General features: G+C 72.3%; 22 protein-coding genes. 9 read left to right on the top strand and 13 right to left on the bottom strand.

The annotated features are described in order from the left end of the window. Positions 1 to 376 precede the first annotated feature (376 nt). Positions 377 to 970: a hypothetical protein gene (locus ACFUC1_RS14220; protein WP_379120836.1), complete on the bottom strand. Its 594-nt coding sequence runs from the start codon at positions 968 to 970 to the stop codon at positions 377 to 379. Positions 971 to 1,220: 250 nt separating this feature from the next. Further along, on the bottom strand, positions 1,221 to 1,502 hold the full coding sequence (locus ACFUC1_RS14215; RefSeq protein WP_379120834.1) for a hypothetical protein: 282 nt from the start codon (positions 1,500 to 1,502) through the stop codon (positions 1,221 to 1,223). Between the two features lie 98 nt (positions 1,503 to 1,600). Here ACFUC1_RS14215 and ACFUC1_RS14210 point away from each other — a divergent pair, with 98 nt between their 5' ends. Next, positions 1,601 to 2,248, top strand: coding sequence for a hypothetical protein (locus ACFUC1_RS14210; protein WP_379120832.1), 648 nt, complete (start codon positions 1,601 to 1,603; stop codon positions 2,246 to 2,248). Positions 2,249 to 2,363: 115 nt separating this feature from the next. On the opposite strand, the gene dnaB is transcribed toward ACFUC1_RS14210, so the two are convergent. Then, positions 2,364 to 3,731, bottom strand: a complete 1,368-nt coding sequence (gene dnaB / locus ACFUC1_RS14205; protein WP_316007614.1) for a replicative DNA helicase — start codon at positions 3,729 to 3,731, stop codon at positions 2,364 to 2,366. Positions 3,732 to 4,113: 382 nt separating this feature from the next. Here dnaB and ACFUC1_RS14200 point away from each other — a divergent pair, with 382 nt between their 5' ends. Next, positions 4,114 to 4,386 carry a DUF2277 domain-containing protein gene (locus ACFUC1_RS14200; protein WP_379120830.1) on the top strand — a complete coding sequence of 91 codons (273 nt, stop codon included), beginning with the start codon at positions 4,114 to 4,116 and terminating at the stop codon, positions 4,384 to 4,386. 216 nt (positions 4,387 to 4,602) lie between these two features. Continuing rightward, positions 4,603 to 5,292 (top strand): DNA alkylation repair protein, encoded by a 690-nt coding sequence (locus tag ACFUC1_RS14195; protein ID WP_379120828.1) that lies wholly within the window; start codon positions 4,603 to 4,605, stop codon positions 5,290 to 5,292. On the opposite strand, the gene ACFUC1_RS14190 is transcribed toward ACFUC1_RS14195, so the two are convergent. Together ACFUC1_RS14190 and ACFUC1_RS14185 are read right to left on the bottom strand one after the other, a co-directional pair. Next, the gene (locus ACFUC1_RS14190; protein WP_379120826.1) at positions 5,261 to 6,490 is read right to left on the bottom strand and encodes an MFS transporter; all 1,230 of its coding nucleotides are present in this window, start codon (positions 6,488 to 6,490) and stop codon (positions 5,261 to 5,263) included. The genes ACFUC1_RS14195 and ACFUC1_RS14190 overlap by 32 nt on opposite strands. Before the next feature lies 1 nt (position 6,491). Next, entirely contained in the window at positions 6,492 to 7,292 is an 801-nt protein-coding gene (locus ACFUC1_RS14185) for a PIG-L deacetylase family protein (protein ID WP_379120824.1), read from the bottom strand. Between the two features lie 160 nt (positions 7,293 to 7,452). Here ACFUC1_RS14185 and ACFUC1_RS14180 point away from each other — a divergent pair, with 160 nt between their 5' ends. The 4 genes from ACFUC1_RS14180 (at position 7,453) to ACFUC1_RS14165 (ending at position 13,495) form a co-directional block, all read left to right on the top strand. After that, positions 7,453 to 8,772: an MFS transporter gene (locus ACFUC1_RS14180; RefSeq protein WP_379120822.1), complete on the top strand. Its 1,320-nt coding sequence runs from the start codon at positions 7,453 to 7,455 to the stop codon at positions 8,770 to 8,772. A gap of 91 nt (positions 8,773 to 8,863) precedes the next feature. Further along, positions 8,864 to 11,413, top strand: coding sequence for a glycoside hydrolase family 3 C-terminal domain-containing protein (locus ACFUC1_RS14175; protein WP_379120820.1), 2,550 nt, complete (start codon positions 8,864 to 8,866; stop codon positions 11,411 to 11,413). A 23-nt stretch (positions 11,414 to 11,436) separates the two neighbouring features. Next, a complete protein-coding gene (locus ACFUC1_RS14170) occupies positions 11,437 to 12,078 on the top strand; it encodes a TetR/AcrR family transcriptional regulator (RefSeq protein WP_379120818.1) in 642 nt (213 codons plus the stop codon). Between the two features lie 64 nt (positions 12,079 to 12,142). Continuing rightward, the gene (locus tag ACFUC1_RS14165; protein WP_379120816.1) at positions 12,143 to 13,495 is read left to right on the top strand and encodes an MATE family efflux transporter; all 1,353 of its coding nucleotides are present in this window, start codon (positions 12,143 to 12,145) and stop codon (positions 13,493 to 13,495) included. Positions 13,496 to 13,542: 47 nt separating this feature from the next. Here ACFUC1_RS14165 and ACFUC1_RS14160 read toward each other — a convergent pair whose 3' ends face one another. The 8 genes from ACFUC1_RS14160 to ACFUC1_RS14125 form a co-directional block, all read right to left on the bottom strand. Beyond that, positions 13,543 to 15,072 carry a gamma-glutamyltransferase gene (locus tag ACFUC1_RS14160; protein WP_379120814.1) on the bottom strand — a complete coding sequence of 510 codons (1,530 nt, stop codon included), beginning with the start codon at positions 15,070 to 15,072 and terminating at the stop codon, positions 13,543 to 13,545. A 160-nt stretch (positions 15,073 to 15,232) separates the two neighbouring features. Further along, positions 15,233 to 15,748 carry a nitroreductase family protein gene (locus ACFUC1_RS14155; RefSeq protein ID WP_379120812.1) on the bottom strand — a complete coding sequence of 172 codons (516 nt, stop codon included), beginning with the start codon at positions 15,746 to 15,748 and terminating at the stop codon, positions 15,233 to 15,235. Positions 15,749 to 15,869: 121 nt separating this feature from the next. Further along, positions 15,870 to 16,316 (bottom strand): 50S ribosomal protein L9, encoded by a 447-nt coding sequence (rplI, locus tag ACFUC1_RS14150; RefSeq protein WP_379120809.1) that lies wholly within the window; start codon positions 16,314 to 16,316, stop codon positions 15,870 to 15,872. A gap of 25 nt (positions 16,317 to 16,341) precedes the next feature. Continuing rightward, positions 16,342 to 16,578, bottom strand: coding sequence for a 30S ribosomal protein S18 (gene rpsR / locus ACFUC1_RS14145; RefSeq protein ID WP_056884210.1), 237 nt, complete (start codon positions 16,576 to 16,578; stop codon positions 16,342 to 16,344). Between the two features lie 142 nt (positions 16,579 to 16,720). Then, positions 16,721 to 17,275 (bottom strand): single-stranded DNA-binding protein, encoded by a 555-nt coding sequence (locus tag ACFUC1_RS14140; protein WP_379120806.1) that lies wholly within the window; start codon positions 17,273 to 17,275, stop codon positions 16,721 to 16,723. A gap of 72 nt (positions 17,276 to 17,347) precedes the next feature. Further along, a complete protein-coding gene (rpsF, locus tag ACFUC1_RS14135) occupies positions 17,348 to 17,635 on the bottom strand; it encodes a 30S ribosomal protein S6 (protein ID WP_171245216.1) in 288 nt (95 codons plus the stop codon). Between the two features lie 167 nt (positions 17,636 to 17,802). Next, entirely contained in the window at positions 17,803 to 19,299 is a 1,497-nt protein-coding gene (locus ACFUC1_RS14130; protein WP_379120804.1) for a glycosyltransferase 87 family protein, read from the bottom strand. Further along, entirely contained in the window at positions 19,296 to 21,539 is a 2,244-nt protein-coding gene (locus tag ACFUC1_RS14125; RefSeq protein WP_379120802.1) for a transglycosylase domain-containing protein, read from the bottom strand. Before ACFUC1_RS14125 ends, ACFUC1_RS14130 begins: the two co-directional genes overlap by 4 nt. Positions 21,540 to 21,748: 209 nt before the next feature. Here ACFUC1_RS14125 and ACFUC1_RS14120 point away from each other — a divergent pair, with 209 nt between their 5' ends. Next, positions 21,749 to 22,366 (top strand): helix-turn-helix transcriptional regulator, encoded by a 618-nt coding sequence (locus ACFUC1_RS14120; RefSeq protein WP_379120800.1) that lies wholly within the window; start codon positions 21,749 to 21,751, stop codon positions 22,364 to 22,366. Between the two features lie 4 nt (positions 22,367 to 22,370). After that, a complete protein-coding gene (locus ACFUC1_RS14115; RefSeq protein WP_379120798.1) occupies positions 22,371 to 23,462 on the top strand; it encodes an inositol-3-phosphate synthase in 1,092 nt (363 codons plus the stop codon). The last annotated feature ends 244 nt before the right edge of the window (positions 23,463 to 23,706 follow it).

The raw sequence follows: 23,706 nt of genomic DNA, 5'->3' as shown, positions 1-23,706 counted from the left end.
CCCGGGCAACCGGCTCACCGGCAGCGACCAGATCAAGAGCACGACGCCGGAACTCCGGCGGCTTCGGTGCAGGCATCTGACGGACTCCTCTCCAAAGCGATCATCGCCTCAGCTCAGGTGTCCGGGAAAGCGGGTCAGGCTCCGGCACGCTAGACCTGTTCGGGTGGGCCAAGACCAGGTTTCGGGTTATTGGGGGCGCCAGGAACTAAACGGCTCTTCTGGGCCGTGATGCGCAGGATTTGGGCCCGGATTCTGCGACAGTCGGGGTGCGAACTCGGGTCGTGAGAGCAGGCGCGATCACGGAGGGGCCTGCCCCGCCCCCGCGAATGCACCGACCGTGTTCCCCTGGATGGCCGGTGAGGTTTCAGCCATGCGCCTAGCCCTTGCCGTGACCGCCTCGATGAGGCTCCCACTGGCCCATCAGGCTCACGAAGTCGTCGACGCGGTAGTCGAAGATGAGGTCGAACGGGTACCCGGCGCCCAGGATCAGGGTGACCGCGGTGACCGCCGATGAACTGATGGACCCGTCCGGGCGAAGGTGACCCAACGGGTGGCGGTCAATCCGTACAACGTCCTTGAGCAGGATCGAACCTGTCCCCAACCCCAGTCGGCGGTAGTGGGCAGGCGGCGTCAGTACCAATGCTTGGTCAACGACCTCGACGGTGAACGGGACGAGGACCCGCGCGATCCTCGCCAGTCTTGGCACGACGGTCAGGCCCCTCAGCGAAGTGATGGGGATGAACGTTCGCCATAGGTGTTTGCCTGCGTCGGCCGCACGCTCAACCGCAGCGACAGTTCGCTTGCGGTGAACGAACTCGATACCCCCGAGAAGACACAGCATCGCGAAGATGACGCCCAGCCAGAACCACCCACCGCCCAGCAGCAGATGCAGGAACCCCAAGCCGATCAGCGGGACGACACTCGAAGCGGCGACCCGCCCCTGGCGGCGCAACTCCCTACTGCGATCCATCTGCACCTTTCATGACGTCACCGCCCCCGACTGCTGACGTAGACCCGAGGGCCAAGAACAGCCCGTTCCGACTGTCCAATCGCCGCACTGAGCCGCCGACTCGTGAACCCTCACCAGGCATGATGGCAGGCCAACCGGACAGGTCGCCGCGGTTTCGGGCCTCCCTGACTGACGACCACTGCAACCCAGGACGCCCTCGGTCCCGTCCGGCAAGGCGATGCTGTCCGCCGGGAAGCGGGAGGCCCTCCCGTCACGACCTTGGGTCGCGCCTGACGAGCCACACAATGACCAGGAACACGGGCCAGTAGACGCCCGCCACCACGACCACCGCGAGCGGGGGCCTGGGTAGGCCTGTCAGCGTGCCGGTCCTGAAGGCCGGTGCCCCGCTTCGGACGACAAGGAACTGGGTCGCAGCGATGACGACGGCATAGCCCAACACGCCGAGCACCTTCACCCAGCCGGGCATGTCTTCGAAGCCGAATGGGTCCTCCGGGTCCCTGCGTTCCACTGCCACCCTCCTCGCTGTGATCACGGGTCATCCTGACAGGACGACCGGACACCTTGGCCGCTCGGCCGTCCCGCCAGCACCACCGCGCGGCCCCTGTCCACGCGCACTGCCACCATGAGGTCATGACGTCGACTGACCGCCCAGCACAAGCAGGCCTGTCCGTCCCGCTTGCCCGCGGACTAATGCAGTCCGCGGCAACGATCACGGTCGCCGCACTCGCCCTCGCCGCATGCGGAATATTCGGTTGGGCCGTGTTCGCATCTAGCCCGGAACTCACCACGAACGGTGACCCCGCCGCCCTGATCGCAGCCTTCGCCGTAGCCATCTTCGGCTCACTCGGCGCGGCGGTGGCAGTCGCAGGCATCCGCTCGACCCGCGCACACCCCGCACTACTCCTCCACGGCGACGAGTTACTCGTACGCGACATGCGAGTGATGAGCGAAGACTGGCCCCTCCAGCGAGACCAAGTCGCTCGCGTGGACCTCATTGAGCGACGAAGCCGCCTCTCATCCAACTGGCCGCGCAAGGACGAGTTCGGCTGCTCACCCTTCAGTGAGAACTGGAACCTACGCATCCGGTTCGCCTCGCCAACCACATGCCCCGTCGCCCGTCAGGGCGTCCTCGGCAACTGGATCTGGAAGATGGTGTTCGCTCGTGCCGGACAGCCAGTCGGAGGTCCCAATCGCCTTGACCCCTACGGCGGATTCGTCTGCCGTGTTCAAGACCCCGCGGCAGCACAGGCCGCGCTTGAGCGTTGGGCCTCCGGCTAAGTCTCTGCCAATAGTCTCCGGATCGGGGTCCTGTGGATAAGCGACATGAGGTGTCACCGGTGACACCTCATGTCGCGGGCGGTGACACTTCCACGTCGCTACACACACGGGACGGTCAGAAGCCGTCGCGGGCCATGTTGGCGAACCGGGCGTAGTGACCCTGGAAGGCCAGGACCATGTCCTTGGTGGGGCCGTTGCGGTGCTTGGCGACGATGACGTCGACCTCGCCCTCGCGGCCCTCGACCTTGGGCTCGCGGTGCAGCAGGATCACCATGTCGGCGTCCTGCTCGATCGAGCCGGACTCGCGCAGGTCGGACATCGCGGGGCGCTTGTCGGCACGCTGCTCGGAGCCACGGTTCAGCTGGCTGATCGCGATGACGGGGACCTCGAGCTCCTTGGCGAGCAGCTTGAGCGCACGCGAGAACTCCGAGACCTCCTGCTGGCGCGACTCGACCTTCTTGCCCGAGCTCATGAGCTGCAGGTAGTCGATGACGACGAGCTTGAGGTTGTGCTGCTGCTTGAGCCGGCGGCACTTGGCCCGGATCTCCATGAGCGACATGTTGGGCGAGTCGTCGATGAACAGCGGGCTGTCGGAGATCTGCCCCATGATCCGGGCCAGCTTCTTCCAGCCCTGGTCGCCGATGGTGCCCTTGCGCAGGTCCTGCAGCTGGATCTGGGCCTCGGCCGACAGGCAGCGCATCGTGATCTCGGAGCGGCTCATCTCCAGGGAGAAGATGGCCGTGGCCTGCTTGTGCTTGATCGCCGCGGCCCGAGCGATGTCGAGCCCCATCGTCGACTTACCCACGGCGGGACGGGCCGCGAGGACGATCATCTGGCCGGGGTGCAGGCCGTGGGTCAGCTCGTCGAGCTCGATGAACCCCGTCGGCACGCCCAGCATCTCGTTGGCGTCACGCCCGGCCGCGACCTCGATCTCGTTGAGCGTCTCCTCGAGGACGTCGCCGAGGGCGACGTAGTCCTCGCCGCCGCGCTTGTCGGCCACGGCATACACCTCGGCCTGGGCGGCGTTGACGATGTCCTCGACGTCGCCGTTGCCCTGCTGGTACCCGAGCTGCACGATCCGCGTGCCGGCCTCGACGAGGCGGCGCAGCACGGCACGCTCGGCGACGATCTCGGCGTAGTAGCCCGCGTTGGCTGCGGTGGGGACGGCCTGGATGAGCTGGTGGAGGTACGCCTGGCCGCCGATGCGCTGGAGGTCACCGCGCTTGGACAGCTCGTCGGAGACGGTGATGGCGTCGGCCGGCTCGCCCCGGGAGTACAGGTCGAGGATGGCGTCGTAGATGAGCTCGTGCGCCGGCCGGTAGAAGTCCGTGCCCTTGAGGCCCTCGACGCAGTCGGCGATCGCGTCCTTGGACAGGAGCATGCCGCCGAGGACCGACTGCTCGGCGTGGACGTCCTGCGGGGGGACGCGGTCGTCGCCACCGGGGGCACCGTCGCCGGCAGAGCCGAAGGCGCTCGTGCTCAACTCGGCCAGTGACACCGGCTACTCCCCTGTCTGTGCGGAACGAACGACACCCGTGTGGTTACCAGTGGACCAGTCGGCACCGACAGCGCCTCCAGCGGGTGACCGGGACACGCTAGGGCCGGCTTGGGAGGGCCGTCGAATCCCCCTTGTGGACGAGCTGGGGAGAAGGTGTGGGCAACGCCCGACCGGCTTGTGCACAGTCGGGGGATAACCCTGTGGATTTCCGCGACGGTGCGTCCCGGAAGACCTCCTGACCTGCGGGTATGCCGTCCACCGGGTGTGGACCGAAGAAAGTTCCGGGCGTGTCCGGGAGCGTGGACGGACCGGGGCGGAACGAGGGTGACGGGGGACAACCGTCGCCGGGCGGACGTACCCTGCCCGCATGTGCCGGAACATCCGCCAGCTGCACAACTTCGAGCCCCCGGCCACCTCCGAGGAGGTGCGCGCGGCCGCGCTGCAGTACGTCCGCAAGGTCAGCGGCAGCACCCGCCCGAGCCAGGCCAACCAGGCCGCCTTCGACGCCGCCGTCCTCGAGGTCGCCCACGCCACCCAGCACCTGCTGGACCACCTCACGACCACCGCGCCGCCCAAGGACCGTGCGGTGGAGGCGGAGAAGGCGCGGGAGCGCTCGCGCGCCAGGTACGGCGTGGCCTGAGCCGTCACGGCTCTCGCAGTCGGCACCGCGTTGGCGGTCCGCACCCCGGCCACGACCGGCGACGGGGGCCACGCCGGGCACTGACGCCCCGCCGCCACGCGGCCCAGCCACCCAGCCGACGCCACGGCGCCGGACCCCGCCCAGGGGCCCGGCGCGGTGCCACCTCGTGGGCCGCCCTGGCGACACCGCGGCGGCTGCTGGGCCATGCTGGCTGCCGTGACATCCCCGCTCGTCCAGGCGATCCGCGCGACGCTGGCCGCCAGCGGCGACCCGGAGCGGGCGCGCGCCCAGCAGGCGTACATGAAGTCCGTCATGCCGTTCCGCGGCATCACCGCGCCGGCGCTCAAGTCGCTGCTGCGCCCGCTGCTCGCCGACCCGACGCTGCGCATCGGCGACCGCGCCGCGTGGGAGGGCGCAGTACTCGAGCTCTGGGACGGGGCGAGCCACCGCGAGGAGCGGTATGCCGCGACGGCGCTCACCGGGCACCGCTCCTACCGCGCGTGGCAGGACACCGACACGCTGCCGCTCTACCGCCACCTCGTCGTCACGGGTGCCTGGTGGGACCTGGTCGACGAGGTGGCGGCCAACCGGGTGGGCCCGATCCTGTTGTCGCACAGGGACTCCGCGACACCGGTCGTCCGTTCGTGGACCACCGACGACGACCTGTGGCTGCGCCGCACCAGCGTCATCTGCCAGCTGGGGGCGCGCGAGCGCACCGACCTGGACCTCCTCACGGAGGCCATCGAGACCAACCTCGACGACCGCAGCTTCTGGCTGCGCAAGGCGATCGGCTGGGCGCTGCGGCAGTACGCGCGGACCGACGCGGACTGGGTGCGGGACCGGGTGGCCGAGTGGGACGGCAGGCTGAGCGGGCTCAGCAGGCGCGAGGCGCTGAAGCACCTCTGACTGAAGCATCTCTCACCACGACGGCAGCGACGAGCCCGGCCAGGGCGGAGGACGCCGCCGCGACGAGGAACGCACCGCCGACGGCGCCGGCGTCCGAGAGCCGGCCGGCCACGGCGGCACCCACCGACGACCCCACGAGGAACGCCGACACCAGCCACGCGAACGCCTCGGTCGTCGTCCCGGGCGGGGCCAGCCGGTCCACGAGCTGGAAGACGCAGGTGAGCACGACCGGCAGCCCCACCCCGCTGGCCACGGTGAGCAGCGCCATGAACGGCACGCTGCGCGGAGCCAGGCCCAGCGCGGCATACGTCACGACGAGCACGCCGACCCCGAGCAGCAGGTCACGCCGGGCGTCGCGGTGCGGCGCCCGCGGGCTGTAGCCGACGCCGCCGGCGAGCGCCCCGAGGGCGTTGGCGGCGACGAGCCACGGGGCGAGGCCACGGCCGCCGGCCTGCTCGGCCCACGCCACGAGGGCGACCGCGGGCACCCCTATGGTGAGGCCGACGAGCAGCACCGCGGCATACAGGACCACGAGGCGACGCGAGCGCAGCGGCCCGAGCCAGTGCCGGTCCTCGTGCACCGGCGGCACCCACGTGCGCGACGCCCGCGCCGAGGTGAACCACGCGGTGCCGGCCAGCCCGACCAGCGCCGCCGCCACCAGGCCACCGCCCGCTCCCACGAGCTGCGCCAGGAGCACGAGCAGCGGCCCGAGGACGAAGACCAGCTCCTGCGCGGCGGCGTCCAGCGCGAACGCCGCCGGCACCTGCCTCGGGTGCAGGACCGACGGCCACAGCGTCCGCAGCGCGGGCTCGAGCGGGGGTGTCGCCAGGCCCGCGACCACGGCGACGAGCAGCCCCAGGGATGTGGGGGTCACCGGCAGGAGGGCCAGGGCGAGCGAGGACACCACGCCGCCCAGCACGAGCGGCACGCGCTGCCCGCGCAGGTCCATGGCACGGGACAGGGCCGGGCCCCCGAGGCAGCAGCCGAGGGAGTATGCCGCGGTGAGCAGCCCGGCCCGCCCGTAGCCGCTGCCGCTGTCGCGGGTGAACAGGACGAGGGCGAGCGGCACCATGCCGTTCGGCAGCCGACCCACGAGCGCCGAGGCGAGGAGCCGCCCGACCTGCGCCCGGCGCAGCAGGTCGGCGGGGTGGACCCCGACGCCGGTGTCGGCGACCGACGCGGGGTCGGGCTGCGTCACCTCAGTCGCCGAACGGCCAGCCCGGACGCATGCCCGGCTCAGCGCCGGGCTCGATGTAGTGCTCCGTGCCGAACATCGCGGCGAAGACGTCCTCCGGCATGCCGAGCATCATCTCGATGTCGCTCGCCTGGCTGCGGTGGGCCTCCAGGGCCGCGCGGCGCTGCGGGATCTGGTCGCGGACGTCGACCTCCCAGGTGATCTCGGCCTCGGGGGTGCCGAGCGGGTTGCCGTCGTCCATCGGCTGGTCGGGGTCCCACGCCTGGTCGCCCATCCCGGCGTCGAGGGCCGCCTGGTACATCCGGCGCACGGCGTCCCGGTTCATCGTCGACTCCAGCAGCCGGGGCCGGCGCCGGGCGAGCTCGGCGGCACGGTGGACGACGGGGTGCACCTTGACGTGGTCGGGGTGTCCGTAGCCGCCGTGGGAGTCGTAGCCGACCAGCACGTCGGCGTCCTCCTCGTCGAGGATGTCGGCCAGCCGGCGGGCGGCTTCTTCGACGTCGGCACCGTGGAACGAGCCGTCGGCGCCGTTCTGCTCCCACCCGCGCATGCCGGAGTCGGCGTAGCCGAGCCACGCGACCCGTTGGACGCCCAGCACGTCGGCCGCCGCCAGCGCCTCCCGGCGGCGCCAGTCGACGAGCGTCTCGCCCTCGGGCAGGCCGGCCGCCGGCAGCTCGCCGTGGTCGCCGTTGGTGGCGAAGACGGTCACGACCCGGCTGCCCTCGGCGACGGCGCGGGCCATCGAGCCGGAGGTCTGCGAGGCCTCGTCGTCGGGGTGGGCGTGGAGGAAGACGATCGTGGGCACCGCGTCATTCTGCCCGCCGCCACCGACGCCGCCGCGCGGGCGGGTCGTCTCACGGACTGAAATAGTTATACGTAACTATTTACTATTCAATCCGCCACCCCGCTACTGGTGGAGCAGGAGACCCGGCAACGGAGCCGGGCACGGGAACCCGGAGTCGACGATGACCATCCCCACCCACACCACCCTCCCCGCCGAGGCCCCCGCGAGACCGCGGGTCGTGCAGGGCCGCCTGCGCTGCGGCGAGCCGCCCACCGAGCCCCGCTCGCCGCTGTTCGTCGGCGCGCTCGGCTTCGCCCAGTTCGGCCTCTTCGTCGCCCTGCTCGGGCCGGTCATCGTCTCGATGGCCCTCAAGGTGAACACGCTGCTGGCCTCACCGACCGAACGCACCAGCGCCCTGGGCGTCGTGCTGGGCGTCGGTGCCGTCGCCGCGTTCGCCGGCAACGCCCTCTTCGGCCGGCTGTCCGACCGCACCACCTCCCGCTTCGGCCGCCGGCGCCCGTGGATCGTCGGCGGCGTCCTCGTCATGGCCGCGGCCCTGTGGTTCATCGCCGGTGCCGGGTCGGTGCCGGCGCTCGCGGCGGGCTGGTTCGTCGCGCAGCTCGGCGCCAACGCGTGCTTCGCCGCCTTCACCGCCACGCTCGCCGACCAGCTGCCGCAGCGCCAGTACGCCAAGGTCTCGGCGATGGTCGGCATCATGCAGAACGTCGGCGTGCTCGCCGCCTCCCAGATCGCCTCGCGGCTCACCGACAACATGCTCGGCCTCTTCCTCGTCCCCGCCGCGATCGGCGTGGTCGGCATGGTGGCGTATGCCGTGGTGCTGCCGGACCCGGTGCTGGCGCAGCGACCCGCGCGCCTCGACCTGCGCACGCTCGCCGGTGCGTTCTGGGTGAACCCGTTGCGGCACAGGGACTTCGGCTTCGCCTGGTGGAGCCGCTTCCTCATCATCCTGAGCAGCTTCCTGTTCACGACCTTCCGGCTGAACTTCCTCGTCGACCGCATCGGCCTCAAGGACGCCGCGGCCGCCCAGGCCATCGCGACGGGCATCCTCGTCTACACCGTCGTCCTCGTCCTGGCCGGCTGGGCCGCCGGTGTCGTGTCCGACCGCACCGGCCGGCGCAAGACCCTCGTCGCGGCCTCGACCGGCCTGTTCGGCGTCGGGGTGGCGGTCCTCGCGCACACCCACACCGTCACCGGCTTCTACGTCGTCGAGGCCGTCATGGGCCTGGCGTACGGCATCTACATGAGCGTCGACATGGCCCTGGTCCTCCAGGTCCTGCCCAACCCGCAGGACTCCGGCAAGGACCTCGGCGTCTTCAACATGGCCAACGCGATCCCGCAGTCGGCCGCGCCCTTCCTCGGGTCGCTCCTTCTCGGCGTCGGTGCCGCCGCACAGCCCTCCTACACCCTCCTGCTCTGGACGGCCGCCGTCGTGGCGGTCGCCGGGGCGCTCGTGATCCTCCCCGTCAAGAAAGTGAAGTGACCCGCCCGTGTCCACCGACCTGAGCACCCAGCCCACCGGGACCGCCGACCGCCACCGCGCAGACGCCGTCGCGCAGGACGAGACTGGCTCCGTGACCGACTACGCCGCCCTCGTCGCCCGCCTCGACCTCGAGACCAAGGTGCGCCTGCTCACCGGTGCCACCTCCTTCACCCTGCACGGCGAGGACTCGATCGGGCTCGCCCCGATGGCGTTCTCCGACGGCCCGACCGGGGTCCGCGGGCTGAAGTTCACCGGCGGCGAGGAGGTCGCCCTCGTGCCCACCGCCACCCTGCTGTCGGGTGCCTGGAACGAGGACACCGCCCGCGAGGTCGGCGAGCTGCTCGCCGAGGAGGCCGAGCGCCAGCAGATTCACGTCGTGCTCGGGCCGACGATCAACCTGCACCGCACCCCGCTTGGTGGCCGGCTCTTCGAGGCGTACTCGGAGGACCCGCTGCTCACCGGCCGGCTCGCCGCGGCATACGTCAAGGGCTTGCAGGACAGAGGAATCGGCGCCTGCCCCAAGCACCTCGTGGCCAACGAGTCGGAGACGCTGCGCAACTACATGAACTCGGTGGTGAGCGAGGAGGCGCTGCGCGAGGTCTACCTGCTGCCGTTCGAGATCGCGGTGGACGAGGCTAACCCGTGGTCGATCATGGCCGCCTACAACGACGTCAACGGCGTCCCCGCCACCGAGCAGGACCACGTCAACAACGAGGTGGTCAAGGGCGAGTGGGGCTGGGACGGGCTGCTCATGTCCGACTGGTTCGCGACCAAGACGTCCGCGCCCGCCGCGCTCGGCGGGCTCGACCTCGTCATGCCCGGCCCGGACGGCCCGTGGGGCGAGGCGCTGGTGGCGGACGTGCGCTCCGGCGCGGTGCCCGAGTCGGTCGTGGACGAGCACGTCGTGCGGCTGCTCCGGCTCGCCGAGCGCGTCGGCGCGCTGGGCGCACCGGAGGACCGGCGGACCTGGCCGACCGACTCGCCCGCCCCCGACTCGCCGCAGCGCCGGGCCCAGCTGCGGCGCCTGGCCACCGACGGGATGGTGGTGCTGCGCAACGAGGGCGGCGTCCTCCCGCTGTCCGGCGAGGAGACGGTCGCCCTCGTGGGCCGGCACGCGGTCGACACCGTCTGCATGGGCGGGGGGTCGGCACAGGTGAACCCGCCGCACCAGGTGTCCGTCGCCGACGGCCTGCGCGCAGCGCTCGCCGACCGGCTCACCGTCGTCGACGGGGTCGAGGTCCGCGAGCGCGCGCTGCCCGCGCCGAGCGAGGCGATCCGCGACCCGCGGACCGGCACGCCCGGCCTGCACGTCGAGCACGTGGACGGCGACGGCGCGGTCATGCTCGCCGAGCACAGCGACTCCAGCTCGGTGACCACCGGCTGGGACGACACCCTCCCTCGCCCGACCGAGCAGCTGCGGCTCTCGGCCGAGCTCGTCGCCGGCGGGCCGGTGCGCCTGGGCGCCAGCGGCACCGGCCGCTGGCAGCTGCTGGTCGACGGCACCGAGATGGGCTCGGCCGACCTCGCCGCCGAGGGCGCGGACCCGGGCGAGTCCATGCTCAAGCCGCCTGTCTGGACCACCGACCTCGACCTGCCCCCTGGCACGCTCGTCGAGGCCGTCCTCACCGTCGTGCGGTCCGAGCCGCAGCCCGGTCCCGACGGGAAGATGAGCACCCTGTCGCACGCCATCGCCTCCGGCATGGGCATCAAGTCGCTCGTGGTCGCGCCGGTCCCCGCCCCGGCCGACGAGGTCATCACCTCGGCCGTGGAGGCGGCCCGGGCGGCCGACCTCGCGGTCGTCGTCGTCGGCCTCACGCCCGAGCAGGAGACCGAGGCCACCGACAAGACCACGCTCGCGCTGCCCGGTCGCCAGGACGACCTCGTCGCCGCGGTGGCCGCAGCCGCCCGACGCACCGTCGTCGTCGTCAACGCCGCCACCCCGGTGCTGATGCCGTGGGCCGGTGACGTCGACGCCGTCCTCGTCGTCGGGCTCCCGGGCCAGGAGGGCGGCCACTCCGTGGCGGACGCCCTGCTGGGGGTGCGCGAGCCCGCCGGCCGGCTGGTCACCTCGTGGCCGGTCGCCGACGGCGCCGCCCCCGCCTGGGACGTCGAGCCCACCGACCTGCAGCTCGAGTACACCGACGGCACCTTCGTCGGGTACCGCGGGTTCCACGCCGGGCGCGCCCCGGCGCCCGCGTACTGGCTCGGCGCCGGTGAGGGCTACGGCTCCTGGGAGTATGCCGAGGCCGGACTCGCCGGGACCGGTGCCGCCGCCGGCGACGGGGGCGGTACGACCGACGGTGCCGACGGGACCGCCTCGAGCGCCGGGGCCGGCGCGACAGTCGGGTCCGGCACGCCGACCGTGCAGGTGACCGTGCGCAACACCTCGGCCCGGGAGTCCCGCGAGGTCGTGCAGGTCTACTTCCAGCCGGCCGAGGAGGACCAGCCGGTCCGGCTCGTCGGCTGGACCGGGGTCACCGTCCCGGCCGGCGGCGAGTCGACGGTCGAGGTCGCGACCGAGCCGCGGCTCTGGCGCCGCTGGGACACCGGCGCCGGCGCCTGGGCGAGCCTGTCGGGGGCGGGTGAGCTCCTCGTCGCCCGCGGCCTCGGGGACGTGCGCCACCGCATCCCGCTCGGGTGAGCCCACGGCATACGCTGGCCGACGTGTCCGCCACCCCCGCCGCCAGCCGCCCCCGCCGGGGACGCGGCCGGCCGCGGGGCGGCGGCGCGCCGGCGGCGACGCGCGAGCGGATCGTGGCGGCGGCCTCCGAGCTGTTCGCCGAGCGGGGCTTCCACGCGACGCCGATGACCGCGGTCGCGGAGGCGTCGGGCCTGTCGCAGACCGGGCTGCTGCACCACTTCCCGTCCAAGGAGGTGCTGCTCGCCGAGGTGCTCGAGCAGCGCGACATCCGGGACCTGGCCGCCATGTCCGAGCGGCACGGCGGCGCCGCCCGGGGGTGGGAGGTGCTCGACGACATGGTCGACCTCGTGCGCACCAACGCCGGGCGCGAGGGGTTCGTGCGGCTGTTCACCAGCCTCGCCGGTGAGGCCGTCGACCCGGCGCACCCGGGGCACGAGTGGCTGGGGCGGCACCACGCGGCCGCCGTCGCGGCGATCACGGCCGCGCTCGGCGAGGCCGTCGAGGACGGGCTGGCGGACCCGGACCTGCCGGCAGCCAGCATCGCGCGGCAGGTCGTCGCGCTCATGGACGGCCTGCAGCTGCAGTGGCTCATGGACCCGCAGGTCGACATGGCCGCGCACGTGGCCGACTACGTCGCCACCGTCCGGGCGCGCTGGGGCCGCTGAACCGTTCTGCGTCCACACGCGGGACCGGACGAGCCGGACCTGCAGGCCTCGGTACGGTGGCGCGGTGCGCACGCGGGGAGGGGACAGCTCGGGCCAGGCGGGTGACGTCCTGCGGCTGGCGGTCCCGGCATTCCTCGCCCTCGTCGCCGAACCGCTCTTCCTGCTCGCCGACTCGGCGATCATCGGCCACCTCGGCACCGCCCAGCTCGCCGGCCTCGGCGTCGCCAGCGCCACCCTCATCACCGCGGCGAACATCTTCGTCTTCCTCGCCTACGGCACGACGTCCATCGTGGCCCGGCAGGTCGGGGCGGGCAGCGAGCGCGGCGCCCTGACCGCCGGGGTGGACGGCACCTGGCTCGCGGTCGGGCTCGGGGCGCTGACCGCCGTCGCGGTCGGCTTGGCCGCCGAGCCCCTCTGCCGCCTCTTCGGTGCCTCCGACGCGGCCATCGGCTACGCGGCGACCTACCTGCGGATCTCGGCCCTCGGCATCCCGGCCATGCTCGTCGCCCTCGCCGCGACCGGGGTCCTGCGCGGGCTGCAGGACACCCGCACCCCACTCGTCGCCTCGGTCGTTGGTTTCACGTCGAACATCGCGCTCAACCTGCTCCTCGTCTACGGCCTCCACTGGGGCATCGCGGGCTCGGCGTGGGGCACGGTGATCGCGCAGACCGGCATGGCCGCCGGCCTCGCGACCGTGCTGGTCGGCCACGCCCGCCGCGCCGGCGCGACCCTGCACCCGCACCCCGGTCGGGTGCTGCGGGCCGGGCTCACCGGCATACCGCTGCTGGTCCGCACGCTGGCGCTGCGCGCGATCCTCCTGCTCACCACCTGGGTGGCGGCCGGGCTCGGCGAAGTGCCGCTCGCGTCGCACCAGGTGGCGACGACGGTGTGGAGCTTCCTCGCCTTCGCGCTCGACGCCCTCGCGATCGCGGCACAGGCCCTGACCGGCAAGGCGCTCGGGGCCGGCGACGTGGTGGGCGCGCGCTCGGCCACGACCCTGATGCTGCGCTGGGGGGTCTGGGGCGGCGCCGTCCTCGGCGTCCTGCTGCTCGCGGTCCACCGCCTCCTGCCGGCGCTCTTCACCTCCGACCCCGCCGTCCGTTCCGCGCTCGCCGCGGCCCTCGTCGTCGTGGCGCTCGGGCAGCCGCTCGCCGGGTACGTCTTCGTCGTCGACGGCGTCCTCATCGGCGCCGGCGACGGTCGCTGGCTGGCCGGCGCGATGGCCGCGACGCTCGTGCTCTACGCGCCCCTGGCGGTGTGGGTCCACCTCGCCGGTGACGGGCTGCTCACCCACGGGGCGCCGTATGCCGTGACCGTGCTGTGGGTGGTGTTCACGGCGTTCATGGCGATCCGGGCGGCGTTCTTCTGGTGGCGGGTCCGCGGCGACGCGTGGGTCGTCACCGGCGCCTCCCGCTAGGCACGCCTCCCGCTAGGCACGCCTCCCCCGGGCCGCGCCCGGGGTCGTCAGGCGGAGACGCGGGTGGCGGCCTCGCGGCGGGGGTCGCCGGCGGCGGCGAGCGTGCCGTCACCCCCACGCCACGCAGCGCCCACCCCGCCGAAGAACATCGAGCGCGGACCGTGCGAGTACGCCGGCAGGCCGAGCCCCTCGATGGCGGCCACCAGCGCCTCGTCGTCCTCGTGGTCGACCTGCACGTCGTCGCCGTCGAGGACCCGCACGTGCACCCGCGGGGCGTCGATCGCCTCCTGCACCGGGTCGCCGTGCAGGCAGTGCCGGGCCAGCACCTGCATGAGCGCCGTCGTGATCCGGTCGGCCCCCGGGCTGCCGACGGCGAGCACCGAGCCGTCGCCCGCCCGGGCCACCGAGGGCGCCATGTTCGAGGCGAGCCGGGTGCCGGGCTCGAGGGCGTGCAGGCCGAGCCGGTTGAGCTCGGGCTCGCCGAGGCAGTTGTTGAGCATCATCCCGGTGCCCGGCACGGTCGCCCCCGACCCGTAGCCGCTCGACGCCGTGATCGCGCACACCGTCCCGTCGCTGTCTGCCGCCGACACGTGGGCGGTCGACGACGACGTCGGCAGGCCCGCGAGGCCGTGCCGCTCCACCGCCTCGAGCAGCGCGTACCCGTCCTCCTCGAGGTCGGTCGACAGGTCGTGCACCCGGGTGCGGTACGTCAGGACCCTGCGCTGCACCTCGACCACCCGGGCCCAGTCCCAGCCCTGCGCCGCCACGAGCTCGCCCAGCATCACCGCCAGCATCGGTCCGCCCACCGAGGGGGGCGGGTTGGTGGCCAGGTCCCAGTCGCCCAGCCGGATCCGCAACGGGGTGCGCACCTGCGCCCGGTATGCCGCGAGGTCGCCGGCCGTGACCAGCCCACCCCGCTCGTCCATGTCGGCCGCGATCCGCGCGCCGAGGTCCCCGGTGTACAGGCTGCGCGCGCCCTCCGCGCCGATGTGCTCGAGCGTGGTCGCGAGGTCGGGGTTGGGGACGACGTCGCCCGCCTGCACCGGGCTGCCGTCCGCCCGGCGCACCAGGGGTCGGGTGTGCGGGTCCCAGCCGAACACGCTCTCGCCCGTGAGCGCGAGGTAGCTCGCGGCCGCGACGCCCACGGCATACCCGTCCCGGGCAGCGGCGACGCTCGGGGCCAGGACCTCGCGCCAGGGCGCCGTCCCGTGCCGGTCGTGGGCGACCCCCAGGGCGGCGAACGCGCCCGGGGTGGCGACGCTGCCGTGCCCGGCGTACAGGGTGAGGCCGCCGCCGTAGCTGGTGGTGACCTCCCGCAGGCCGGTCCCGAACCGCTCGCGCGGCAGACCGCGGCCCGGCATCTCGACGTTCCCGTCGACGACCTCCGGCTCACCACCGGCAGGCCACACGGTGACGAAGGCGCCGCCGAGCACCGACACGATCCCCGGCTCGGTCGTCATCGCCGCGACCATGGCAGCGATCGCGGCGTCGACCGCGTTGCCCCCGGCCGCGGCCGCCGCCATCCCCGCGTCGGCGGAGACCGGACCCGTCGCCGCGACCGCCACCCGCCTGCCCATGCGGACCATCCTGACCCGAGCGGCCGGTCCGCGCCACGGCACGCCCGCGAGGCAGCCGGGGTCACCGACCCGCGACCCGAGCCGCGCGGTGGTCAGCCCGTGCTCAGCCGGTGCTCAGCCGGTGCTCAGCCGGTGTTGTGCTCGCGGGTGACCGGTGCGCTCACCAGGTGCCGCGGTGCACGACCTCGTCGAAGGGACGCCGGTCCAGGCGGGTCAGCACCGCCAGCGGCTTGTCCGCGGGGTAGCCGACGGACAGCACGTAGGCGAGGAACCGCCCGTCGGGGAAGCCGAGCACGGCCTTCGCCTGCCGCTGGTCCGTGGCGGCGGCGTGCCCCGTGCCGATGCCGAGGTCGGCCGCCGCGACGGTCATGGCATAGGTCGCCTGGCCGAGGTCGTACTGCAGCAGGCCGGCCTGCCGGTCGTCCTCGGGCTCCGGGGCGACGAGCGCGATCGCGGCCGCCGCGCCGGCCACGTGCCCCGCGCCCTGCCAGACCTTCGCCAGCTCGGCCAGCTGCGCCCGGTCGGTCACGACGACGAAGTCCCAGGGCTGCCAGTTGCTCGCCGAGGGCGCGCGCCGACCGGCATCGAGGATCCGGTCCAGCGCGTCGTCGGGCACCGGCTGGCTGGTGAACTGCCGGACGTTCCGTCTCGCCCGCAGGGCGTCCCATGTCTCCATGCCGTCATCGTGCGCCCGGACGGCGACAGGCGGAAGGGCCCGACCCCCGTGGGGGTCGGGCCCTTCGTCGACCTCGCGTCGTCAGCCCGCGCTCACGGGCTGACTCCTCGGGCTGTCGTCGTCAGCCGGCGACGACGTCGAGCTTGACCGTGGCCTGCACCTCGGGGTGCAGCCGGACGGTCGCCTGGTGCGAGCCCACCGACTTGATCGGGGTCGGGATCTCGATCCGGCGGCGGTCGAGCTCCGGGCCACCGGCCGCCTTGACGGCGTCGGCGACGTCGGCCGGAGAGACCGCACCGAACAGGCGGCCGGACTGGCCGGCGTGGGCGACGACCTTGACGGTGCCGTTCTCAAGGTTGCCCTTGATGGACTTGGCCTCCTCGAGGGTCTTCACCTCGCGGACCTCACGGCCCTTGGCGATGGCGTCGACCTGCTTCTGCCCGCCCTTGGTCCACGCGGTGGCCAGGCCACGGCGGAACAGGAAGTTGCGGGCGTAGCCGTCCTTGACGTCGACGACGTCACCGGCGGTGCCGAGGTTGCTCACCTCGTGCGTCAGGATGACCTTCATGTCAGTTCCTTCCTAGCGCCCGAGCTCAGCGGGACGAGCTGGAGTAGGGCAGCAGCGCCATCTCGCGGGCGTTCTTGACCGCGGTGGCGATGAGCCGCTGCTCCTGGACGGACACACCGGTCACCCGGCGAGCGCGGATCTTGCCGCGGTCGGAGATGAACTTGCGCAGCAGCGCGGTGTCCTTGTAGTCGATGTTCTCGACCTTCGCCGCCTTCAGCGGGTTGGCCTTCTTCTTGGGCTTGCGCACAACGGGCTTGGCCATCGTGGTGCTCTCCTTCGAGTTTCAGGATGAGCCCTGGTCTCCCAGGGATGGTGGTGGTGCTGTCTTGCTGTGGTGTGCCGTGGGCGTCCCGCGGGCGGTGCGCCACCGGCATACCGGATGATCCGGACCGGTCAGGCGCCGATCAGAACGGGGGCTCGTCGTAGGACGGGGCCTGGCCCCATCCGCCGCCCTGCTGGCCGCCGCCCTGCTGCTGGCCGCCGCCCTGGTGGCCACCGGAGGGACCGGTCGCCCAGGGGTCGTCCTGCTGCTGGCCGCCGCCGTAGCCGCCGCCCTGCTGGCCGCCGCCGAAGCCACCGCCGCCACCGCCGGAGCGCTGGGTCTTGTTGACCTTCGCAGTCGCGTACCGCAAGGAGGGGCCGACCTCGTCGACCTCCATCTCGATGACGGTGCGCTTCTCGCCCTCCTTGGTCTCGTACGAGCGAGACTTCAGGCGGCCGGTGACGATGACCCGGGTGCCACGCTGCAGCGACTCGGCGACGTTCTCCGCCGCGTCACGCCACACCGAGCAGCGCATGAACAGCGTCTCGCCGTCCTTCCACTCGTTGCTCTGCCGGTCGAACTGCCGGGGCGTGGAGGCCACGGTGAAGTTCGCGACGGCAGCGCCCGAGGGGGTGAAGCGCAGCTCGGGGTCGCCGGTGATGTTGCCGATGACGGTGATGACGGTGTCGCCAGCCATGGAGCGTGTCCCCTGTTCGTGTCAGGTGGTCCGGGTCGCGCGGTGCGGGACCGGGGTTCGGATCGGTGCTGCTCAGGCGCCGGGGCGCAGGAGCTTGGTGCGCATGACCGACTCGTTCAGGCCGAGCTGGCGGTCCAGCTCCTTGGCCGTGGCCGGCTCAGCGGTGAAGTTGACGACGGCGTAGATGCCCTCGGACTTCTTCTTGATGTCGTAGGCCAGGCGACGACGGCCCCAGATGTCGACGTTGTCGACGGTGCCCTTGTCCTTGGTCACGACGGTGAGGAACTTGTCGAGCGACGGAGCGACCGTGCGGTCGTCCAGCTCGGGGTCGAGGATGACCATCAGTTCGTACTGACGCATGCTGGTAACCCGCCTCCTTTGGTCTGTGGCGGTCACGGTCCTTCCGTGACAGGAGGGTTGCAGTGCGATCCCCCGCCGGCTCGTGCCGTGGGGGAACCTGACAAGGGTACCGGGCGGCGACGACAACTCCGAATCGTTCTCCACAGGCCGGGGCGACCGGGTCCGGCTCAGGTGATCCGCACCAGCAGGCGGTCCGGTGCGCCGGCGAAGTCTCCGGCCAGCTCGTCGTCGTCCGCCTCGTCCGCGTCCCCCACGGCGTTGGCCTCGGTGGCGACGCCGGAGTCTGATCGATCCGCGCGGTCCACACCGCCGAGATCGCGCGAAGACCCGGGTTCGGCATCGTGTGCCGGCGTCGTGGCGGGGTATGCCGTCGGCGCCGGCTCCCTGGGCGCCGGCACCGCCGTGTGGGTGCGCCAGACGCGGACGACCAGCCAGGCCACCCCGGCCACGCGGAGCAGGAGGAAGACCGCGTACCAGCCGGGCGGCAGGCCACGGTCGGGCGTGGACAGGCCCGCGACGTAGAGCCACACCATGGTGAAGTGCAGGGCCTCGGCACCCGCCCACACGAGGTGGTCGCGCCAGCGCAGGCCGCACAGCGCGACCAGGGGCACCAGCCACAGCGAGGCCTGAACCGGGAACGCCTTGCCGGTGAGCAGCACGAGCGCCACGAGCACCAGCGACACCTGCGCCACCGTGGGACGCGGGCCCGGGCGCAGGGCGAAGACGGTCCCGGCGAGCAGCGCCAGCACGCCCGTCGCGATCGACAGCAGGGTGGCGAGCCCGGGCGGCAGGGGGTCGAGGCCGACGAGCTGGGGCAGCATCCACACCGAGCCGAGGCCGGGCGCGCTCTGCCACCACACGTCGGTGCTGCGCAGGACGGCGCTGGGGTTGCCGAGCAGGAACGGCACCAGCACGACGGCGACAGCGACGACCGCCCCGAGCAGCGAGCGGCCCACCGCCGCGAGCCGGCCGGTGCGCAGGCCGAGCAGCAGCAGGGCCAGCAGGACGAGGAGCGGGTAGGTGCGGGCCGTGACGGCGAGGCCCAGGAGGACTCCCGCGGCGAGCGGCCGGCGCCGCGCCCACAACCACACCCCGGCGCTGACCAGCACGACCCCGAACAGGTCGACCGACACCATCGCCGCGAGCAGCAGCACCGGGCTCAGGGAGACGTGGGCCGCCAGCGCCGCGTGGCGCGGGCGGGTGGCGGCCGTCAGCCAGACGATGCCGAGCGCGCACGCGGTGGCCACGACCGCCCAGAGCAGGACGAACCAGCGGGTCTGGTCGAGGAACGCGCCGTCCGGGACGAGGCCGCCCAGCAGGGTCAGCAGGCTCCCGCTGAGCACCGGGTGGTCCGACGTGGTCCCCGAGCCGGTCAGGTAGGAGCCGAGCCCGTCGTGCAGGTGGTTCAGCTGGTACAGCGACGGCAGGTCCGAGAAGCAGCCGTGCCAGAACTGGTCCGACCCCACCCAGCCCTTCTGGATGCAGTGCGAGCGCTGCACCACCGACAGGGCCATGGTGAGCGCCGTCGCGACGAGCAGCGGCAGCACGGTGGCCAGCCACGACGCGGCCCGGGCGGAGGCGTGCCGGCCCAGCGGCCCCCCCGCGAGGGCCAGCGCGTCGCCCGGCAGGCCCTCGACCTGCCGCTCCGGGGCCGCCGCCGTCACGGCGCGGCGGTGGTCTGCTGTGGCGCCGGCGCGCCCAGTGTCAGCGTCGTCGACGTGGGCGCCGTCACCGTCGGCTTGCCCGGCCCCTTGGTCTTCGTGGGCGTCGGCGTCGTCGTCGTGGTGGTCGGCGGCGTCGTCGTGGTCGTCGTCGTGGTGGTCGTGGTGGTCGTCGACGACGTCGTCGTGGTGGTCGGCGGCGGTGTGTAGACCTGGTTGTCACCCAGGCCGGCACGCTGGGGGAAGTCGACGACCTTCTGGCCCTGCAGCGCAGCCGTCATGAAGTCGGTCCAGATGCGGACCGGCACCGTGCCACCGGTCATCTCGCCCGTGCCCGTCCCCGGCCCGTAGAGGTTCGGGACGGAGTTCATCGAGAGCTCGGCACCACCCTTGCCGCTGCTGTAGATGCCCACCGCCGTCGCGAGCTGGGGCGTGAAGCCGTCGAACCAGGCGGCCTTGTTGTCCGTCGTGGTCCCGGTCTTGCCGGCCGCCGGGCGCCCCAGCGCCTGGGCGTACGTCGCCGTGCCCTGCTTGATGGGCTGCTCCATGGCGTCGATGGCGTCGGCGGTGACGCTCTTGTCGAACGCCGCCTTCGTGACGGGCTTGGCCTGGTAGTTGAGGTTGCCGGGCCCTCCGGTGACGCTGCGGATGAAGTACGGCGTGGCCCGCACCCCGTTGGAGGCGATGGTCGCGTAGGCGTTGGCCATGTCGATGACCCGCACGTGGGTGGTGCCGAAGACGTTGGCGTAGTTGGCACTCTGCTGCTTCTCGGGAAGCCCGGCGGCCACCGCCGCAGCCTTCGTCTTGTCCGGCCCCACCTTGATGTTGAGCTGGGCGTACACGGTGTTCACCGAGTGCGCGGTGGCCGTGCGCAGGTCGATGTTGCCGTACTGCTCGCCGTTGAAGTTCGTCACCCGCCCGGCGCGCTCGGAGGCCTTGGCGGAGTTCTTGTCGGCGAACTCGGGGAAGTACTGCGGGCTGTAGCCGGGGAACAGGGTCTTGGTGCTGATCGGCTTGTCCTGGGCCAGTCCCGCGAGCAGGGCGAAGACCTTGTACGTCGACCCGGCCTGCATCGTGGCGTCCGTGGCGGTGTTGAACTGCTCCTTGCGGTAGTCCGCGCCGCCGTACATCGCGACGACCGCGCCGTCACCGGGCCTGATCGCCGTGAGGCCGACCCTCAGTGTCGCGTTCTCCTTGCCCTGCGGCATCCGCTTGGTGACCGCGTCGACGGCTGCCTGCTGGGCCCGGGCGTCGATGGTGGTGACGATGCGGTAGCCGCCACGGTCGATGTCCTCGTCGGTGATCTTCAGCTTGGCCTTGAGCTCGTTCTTGACCAGGGCGGTGATGAAGCCGTTGGGACCGGACTTGCTCTTGGCCGGCTCGTACTTCACCAGGCTCTTGGTGGGGAACTGCGCCTGGTCGCGCTCGGCCCGCGTGATCCAGCCCTTGGTGACCATGCCGTCCATGACGTACTTCCAGCGCGCCTCGGCGTTGGCCTTCTGCGTCGCGCCCAGGCCCGGGTCGAAGAACGACGGGCCCTTGATGACCGAGGCGAGCAGGGCCCCCTCGGAGACGGAGAGCTGGGAGACGTCCTTGCCGAAGTAGGCCTTGGACGCGGTCTCGATGCCGTAGGCGCCGCGCCCGTAGTAGATCGTGTTGAGGTAGTTCTGCAGGATGGTGTCCTTGGACTCCTGCTTGGCGATCTTGATCGAGATGATGATCTCCCGCCCCTTGCGGGACAGGGTCTGGTCCTGGGTCAGGAAGTAGTTCTTCACGTACTGCTGCGTGATGGTCGAGCCGCCCTGGCGCTCCCCACCCTGCAGGCCGACCCAGACGGCCCGCGCGATGCCGGACGGGCTCACCCCCGAGTTCGTGTAGAAGTCGCGGTCCTCGGCCGACAGGTGCGCCTCCTGGACCTGCTTGGGCACCTTGGAGAGCGGGACGTCCTCCCGGTTGACCTGGCTGATCCGGTCGAGCTCGGTCTTGCCGTCGGCGAAGTAGATGATCGATGCCTGGCGGTCGGCCAGCTGGTTCGGCTGCGGCACCTGGATCGTCGCGTAGGCGATGAAGAAGGCGATGACGCCGAGGAGGACGACCGCGAGCGCCACGAGGCCCAGCCGCTTCGCCCAGACCTTCCCGCGGCCACCGCGGCCACGGCCGGTGGTGGACTGGGTGCTGGACTTCTCCCGGCGGGCGCGCGCCGCCTTGGCGGCGGCCCGCGTACTGGGACGTGAGGAGCTCATCTGACCTTCCCGATCGGCATACGTGCGTGGGGTCGCCCGGGGGCGACCCGGGACAAGTATGGCCTGCTCTTCCTGTGAGGGCTCGCCCACCGGGATCTCGCCGGATATATCGCGCCGATATATCCAGTGCTACGCTTCCCCGAGCGGGTCACCTCGAGGGTGCCCGGTGTCCATCTCCCGTTCGTCCGCCGCCCGTGGAAGGAGGCCCCGTGAGTCGCCGGTCCGACCTGCTCGAGTTCGCCGTCCTGGGCCTGCTCCACGAGAGCCCGATGCACGGCTACGAGCTGCGCAAGCGGCTCAACGCGGCACTCGGCGTCTTCCGGGCGCTGTCGTACGGGACGCTCTACCCCTGCCTGCGGGGGCTGCTCGACCGGGGCCTCATCACCGAGGTCGCGGACACCGCTGCGGCGGGGACGGCGGGGTCCAAGCGGGCCCGGATCGTGTACGAGCTCACCGCGGACGGCAAGGAGCACTTCCAGGACCTCGCCAAGGAGGCCGGGCCGACGGCGTGGGAGGACGACACGTTCGACGTCCACCTCGCGTTCTTCGCCCGCACCGAGGCCGAGGTCCGGCTGCGGATCCTGGAGGGCCGGCGCAGCCGGCTCGAGGAGCGGCTGGCGACCATCCGGTCGGCGTCCGCGAAGAACCGCGAGCGCCTCGACGCGTACACCGCCGCGCTGCAGCAGCACGGCGAGGACGCGGCCGAGCGCGAGGTCCGCTGGCTCAACGAGCTCATCACCGCGGAGAGGAACATCCCCTCCACCCCGCGGGCAACCCAGGCCGGCAGCCCCGCGGCCACCAACCCCACCACAGGAAACAAGGAGTAACCCCATGGGATCCGTGCGCGTCGCCATCGTCGGCGTCGGCAACTGCGCCAGCTCGCTGGTGCAGGGTGTCGAGTACTACAAGGACGCCGACCCGGCCGGCACCGTGCCTGGCCTCATGCACGTCCAGTTCGGTGACTACCACGTCAAGGACGTCGAGTTCGTCGCCGCGTTCGACGTGGACGCCAAGAAGGTCGGCTTCGACCTCGCCGAGGCGATCAACAACTCCGAGAACAACACCATCAGGATCGCGGACGTCCCGCCGACCGGCGTCACCGTCCAGCGCGGCCACACCCTCGACGGCATCGGCAAGTACTACGCGATGACCATCGAGGAGTCCGACGCCGAGCCGGTCGACGTGGTGCAGGTCCTCAAGGACCAGCAGGTCGACGTCCTCGTCTCCTACCTGCCCGTGGGCTCGGAGGACGCGGACAAGTTCTACGCCCAGTGCGCCATCGACGCCGGTGTCGCGTTCGTCAACGCGCTGCCGGTCTTCATCGCGTCCGACCCGGAGTGGGCGGCGAAGTTCGAGGCCGCCGGCGTGCCGATCATCGGTGACGACATCAAGTCCCAGGTCGGTGCCACCATCACCCACCGCGTCATGGCCAAGCTGTTCGAGGACCGCGGCGTCACGCTGGACCGCACGTACCAGCTCAACGTCGGCGGCAACATGGACTTCAAGAACATGCTCGAGCGCGAGCGTCTCGAGTCCAAGAAGGTCTCCAAGACCCAGGCCGTCACCTCCAACCTCACCGGCCCGCTGGCCGACAAGAAGGAGGACCGCAACGTCCACATCGGCCCGTCGGACTACGTCGCGTGGCTCGACGACCGCAAGTGGGCGTACGTGCGCCTCGAGGGTCGCGCGTTCGGCGACGTGCCGCTGAACCTCGAGTACAAGCTCGAGGTCTGGGACTCCCCGAACTCGGCCGGCATCATCATCGACGCCATCCGTGCGGCGAAGATCGCCAAGGACCGCGGCATCGGCGGCGCCCTCATCAGCGCCTCGTCCTACCTCATGAAGTCCCCGCCCGTGCAGCGCGAGGACACCGAGGGCCGCGCCAAGCTCGAGGCCTTCATCGCCGGCACCGAGGAGCGCTGACGAAGGGTGCAGCGCAGGTTGGGGGCGAGGTACGAGCACCCGGCCGCAGCGGAACCCGAGGAAGCGCGACCCTGAAGCAGGAGCGCTGACCTCGGTCGCGCAGCTCACCTGAGCGTCGAAGGGCGCCGCCCCCCCCACCCGGGGGGCGCCCGTTAGCGGGTGGCGGGTGGCCCCGCCCCCCCCCCCCCCCCCCCCCCCCCCGGGTGGCCCCGGGTGGGGGCCCCCCCGCCCCGGGCCCCGCCCC

This window comes from Pedococcus sp. NPDC057267, assembly GCF_042668795.1.
Classification (GTDB): domain Bacteria; phylum Actinomycetota; class Actinomycetes; order Actinomycetales; family Dermatophilaceae; genus Pedococcus.
This window is presented reverse-complemented; position numbering and strand designations above follow the sequence as displayed.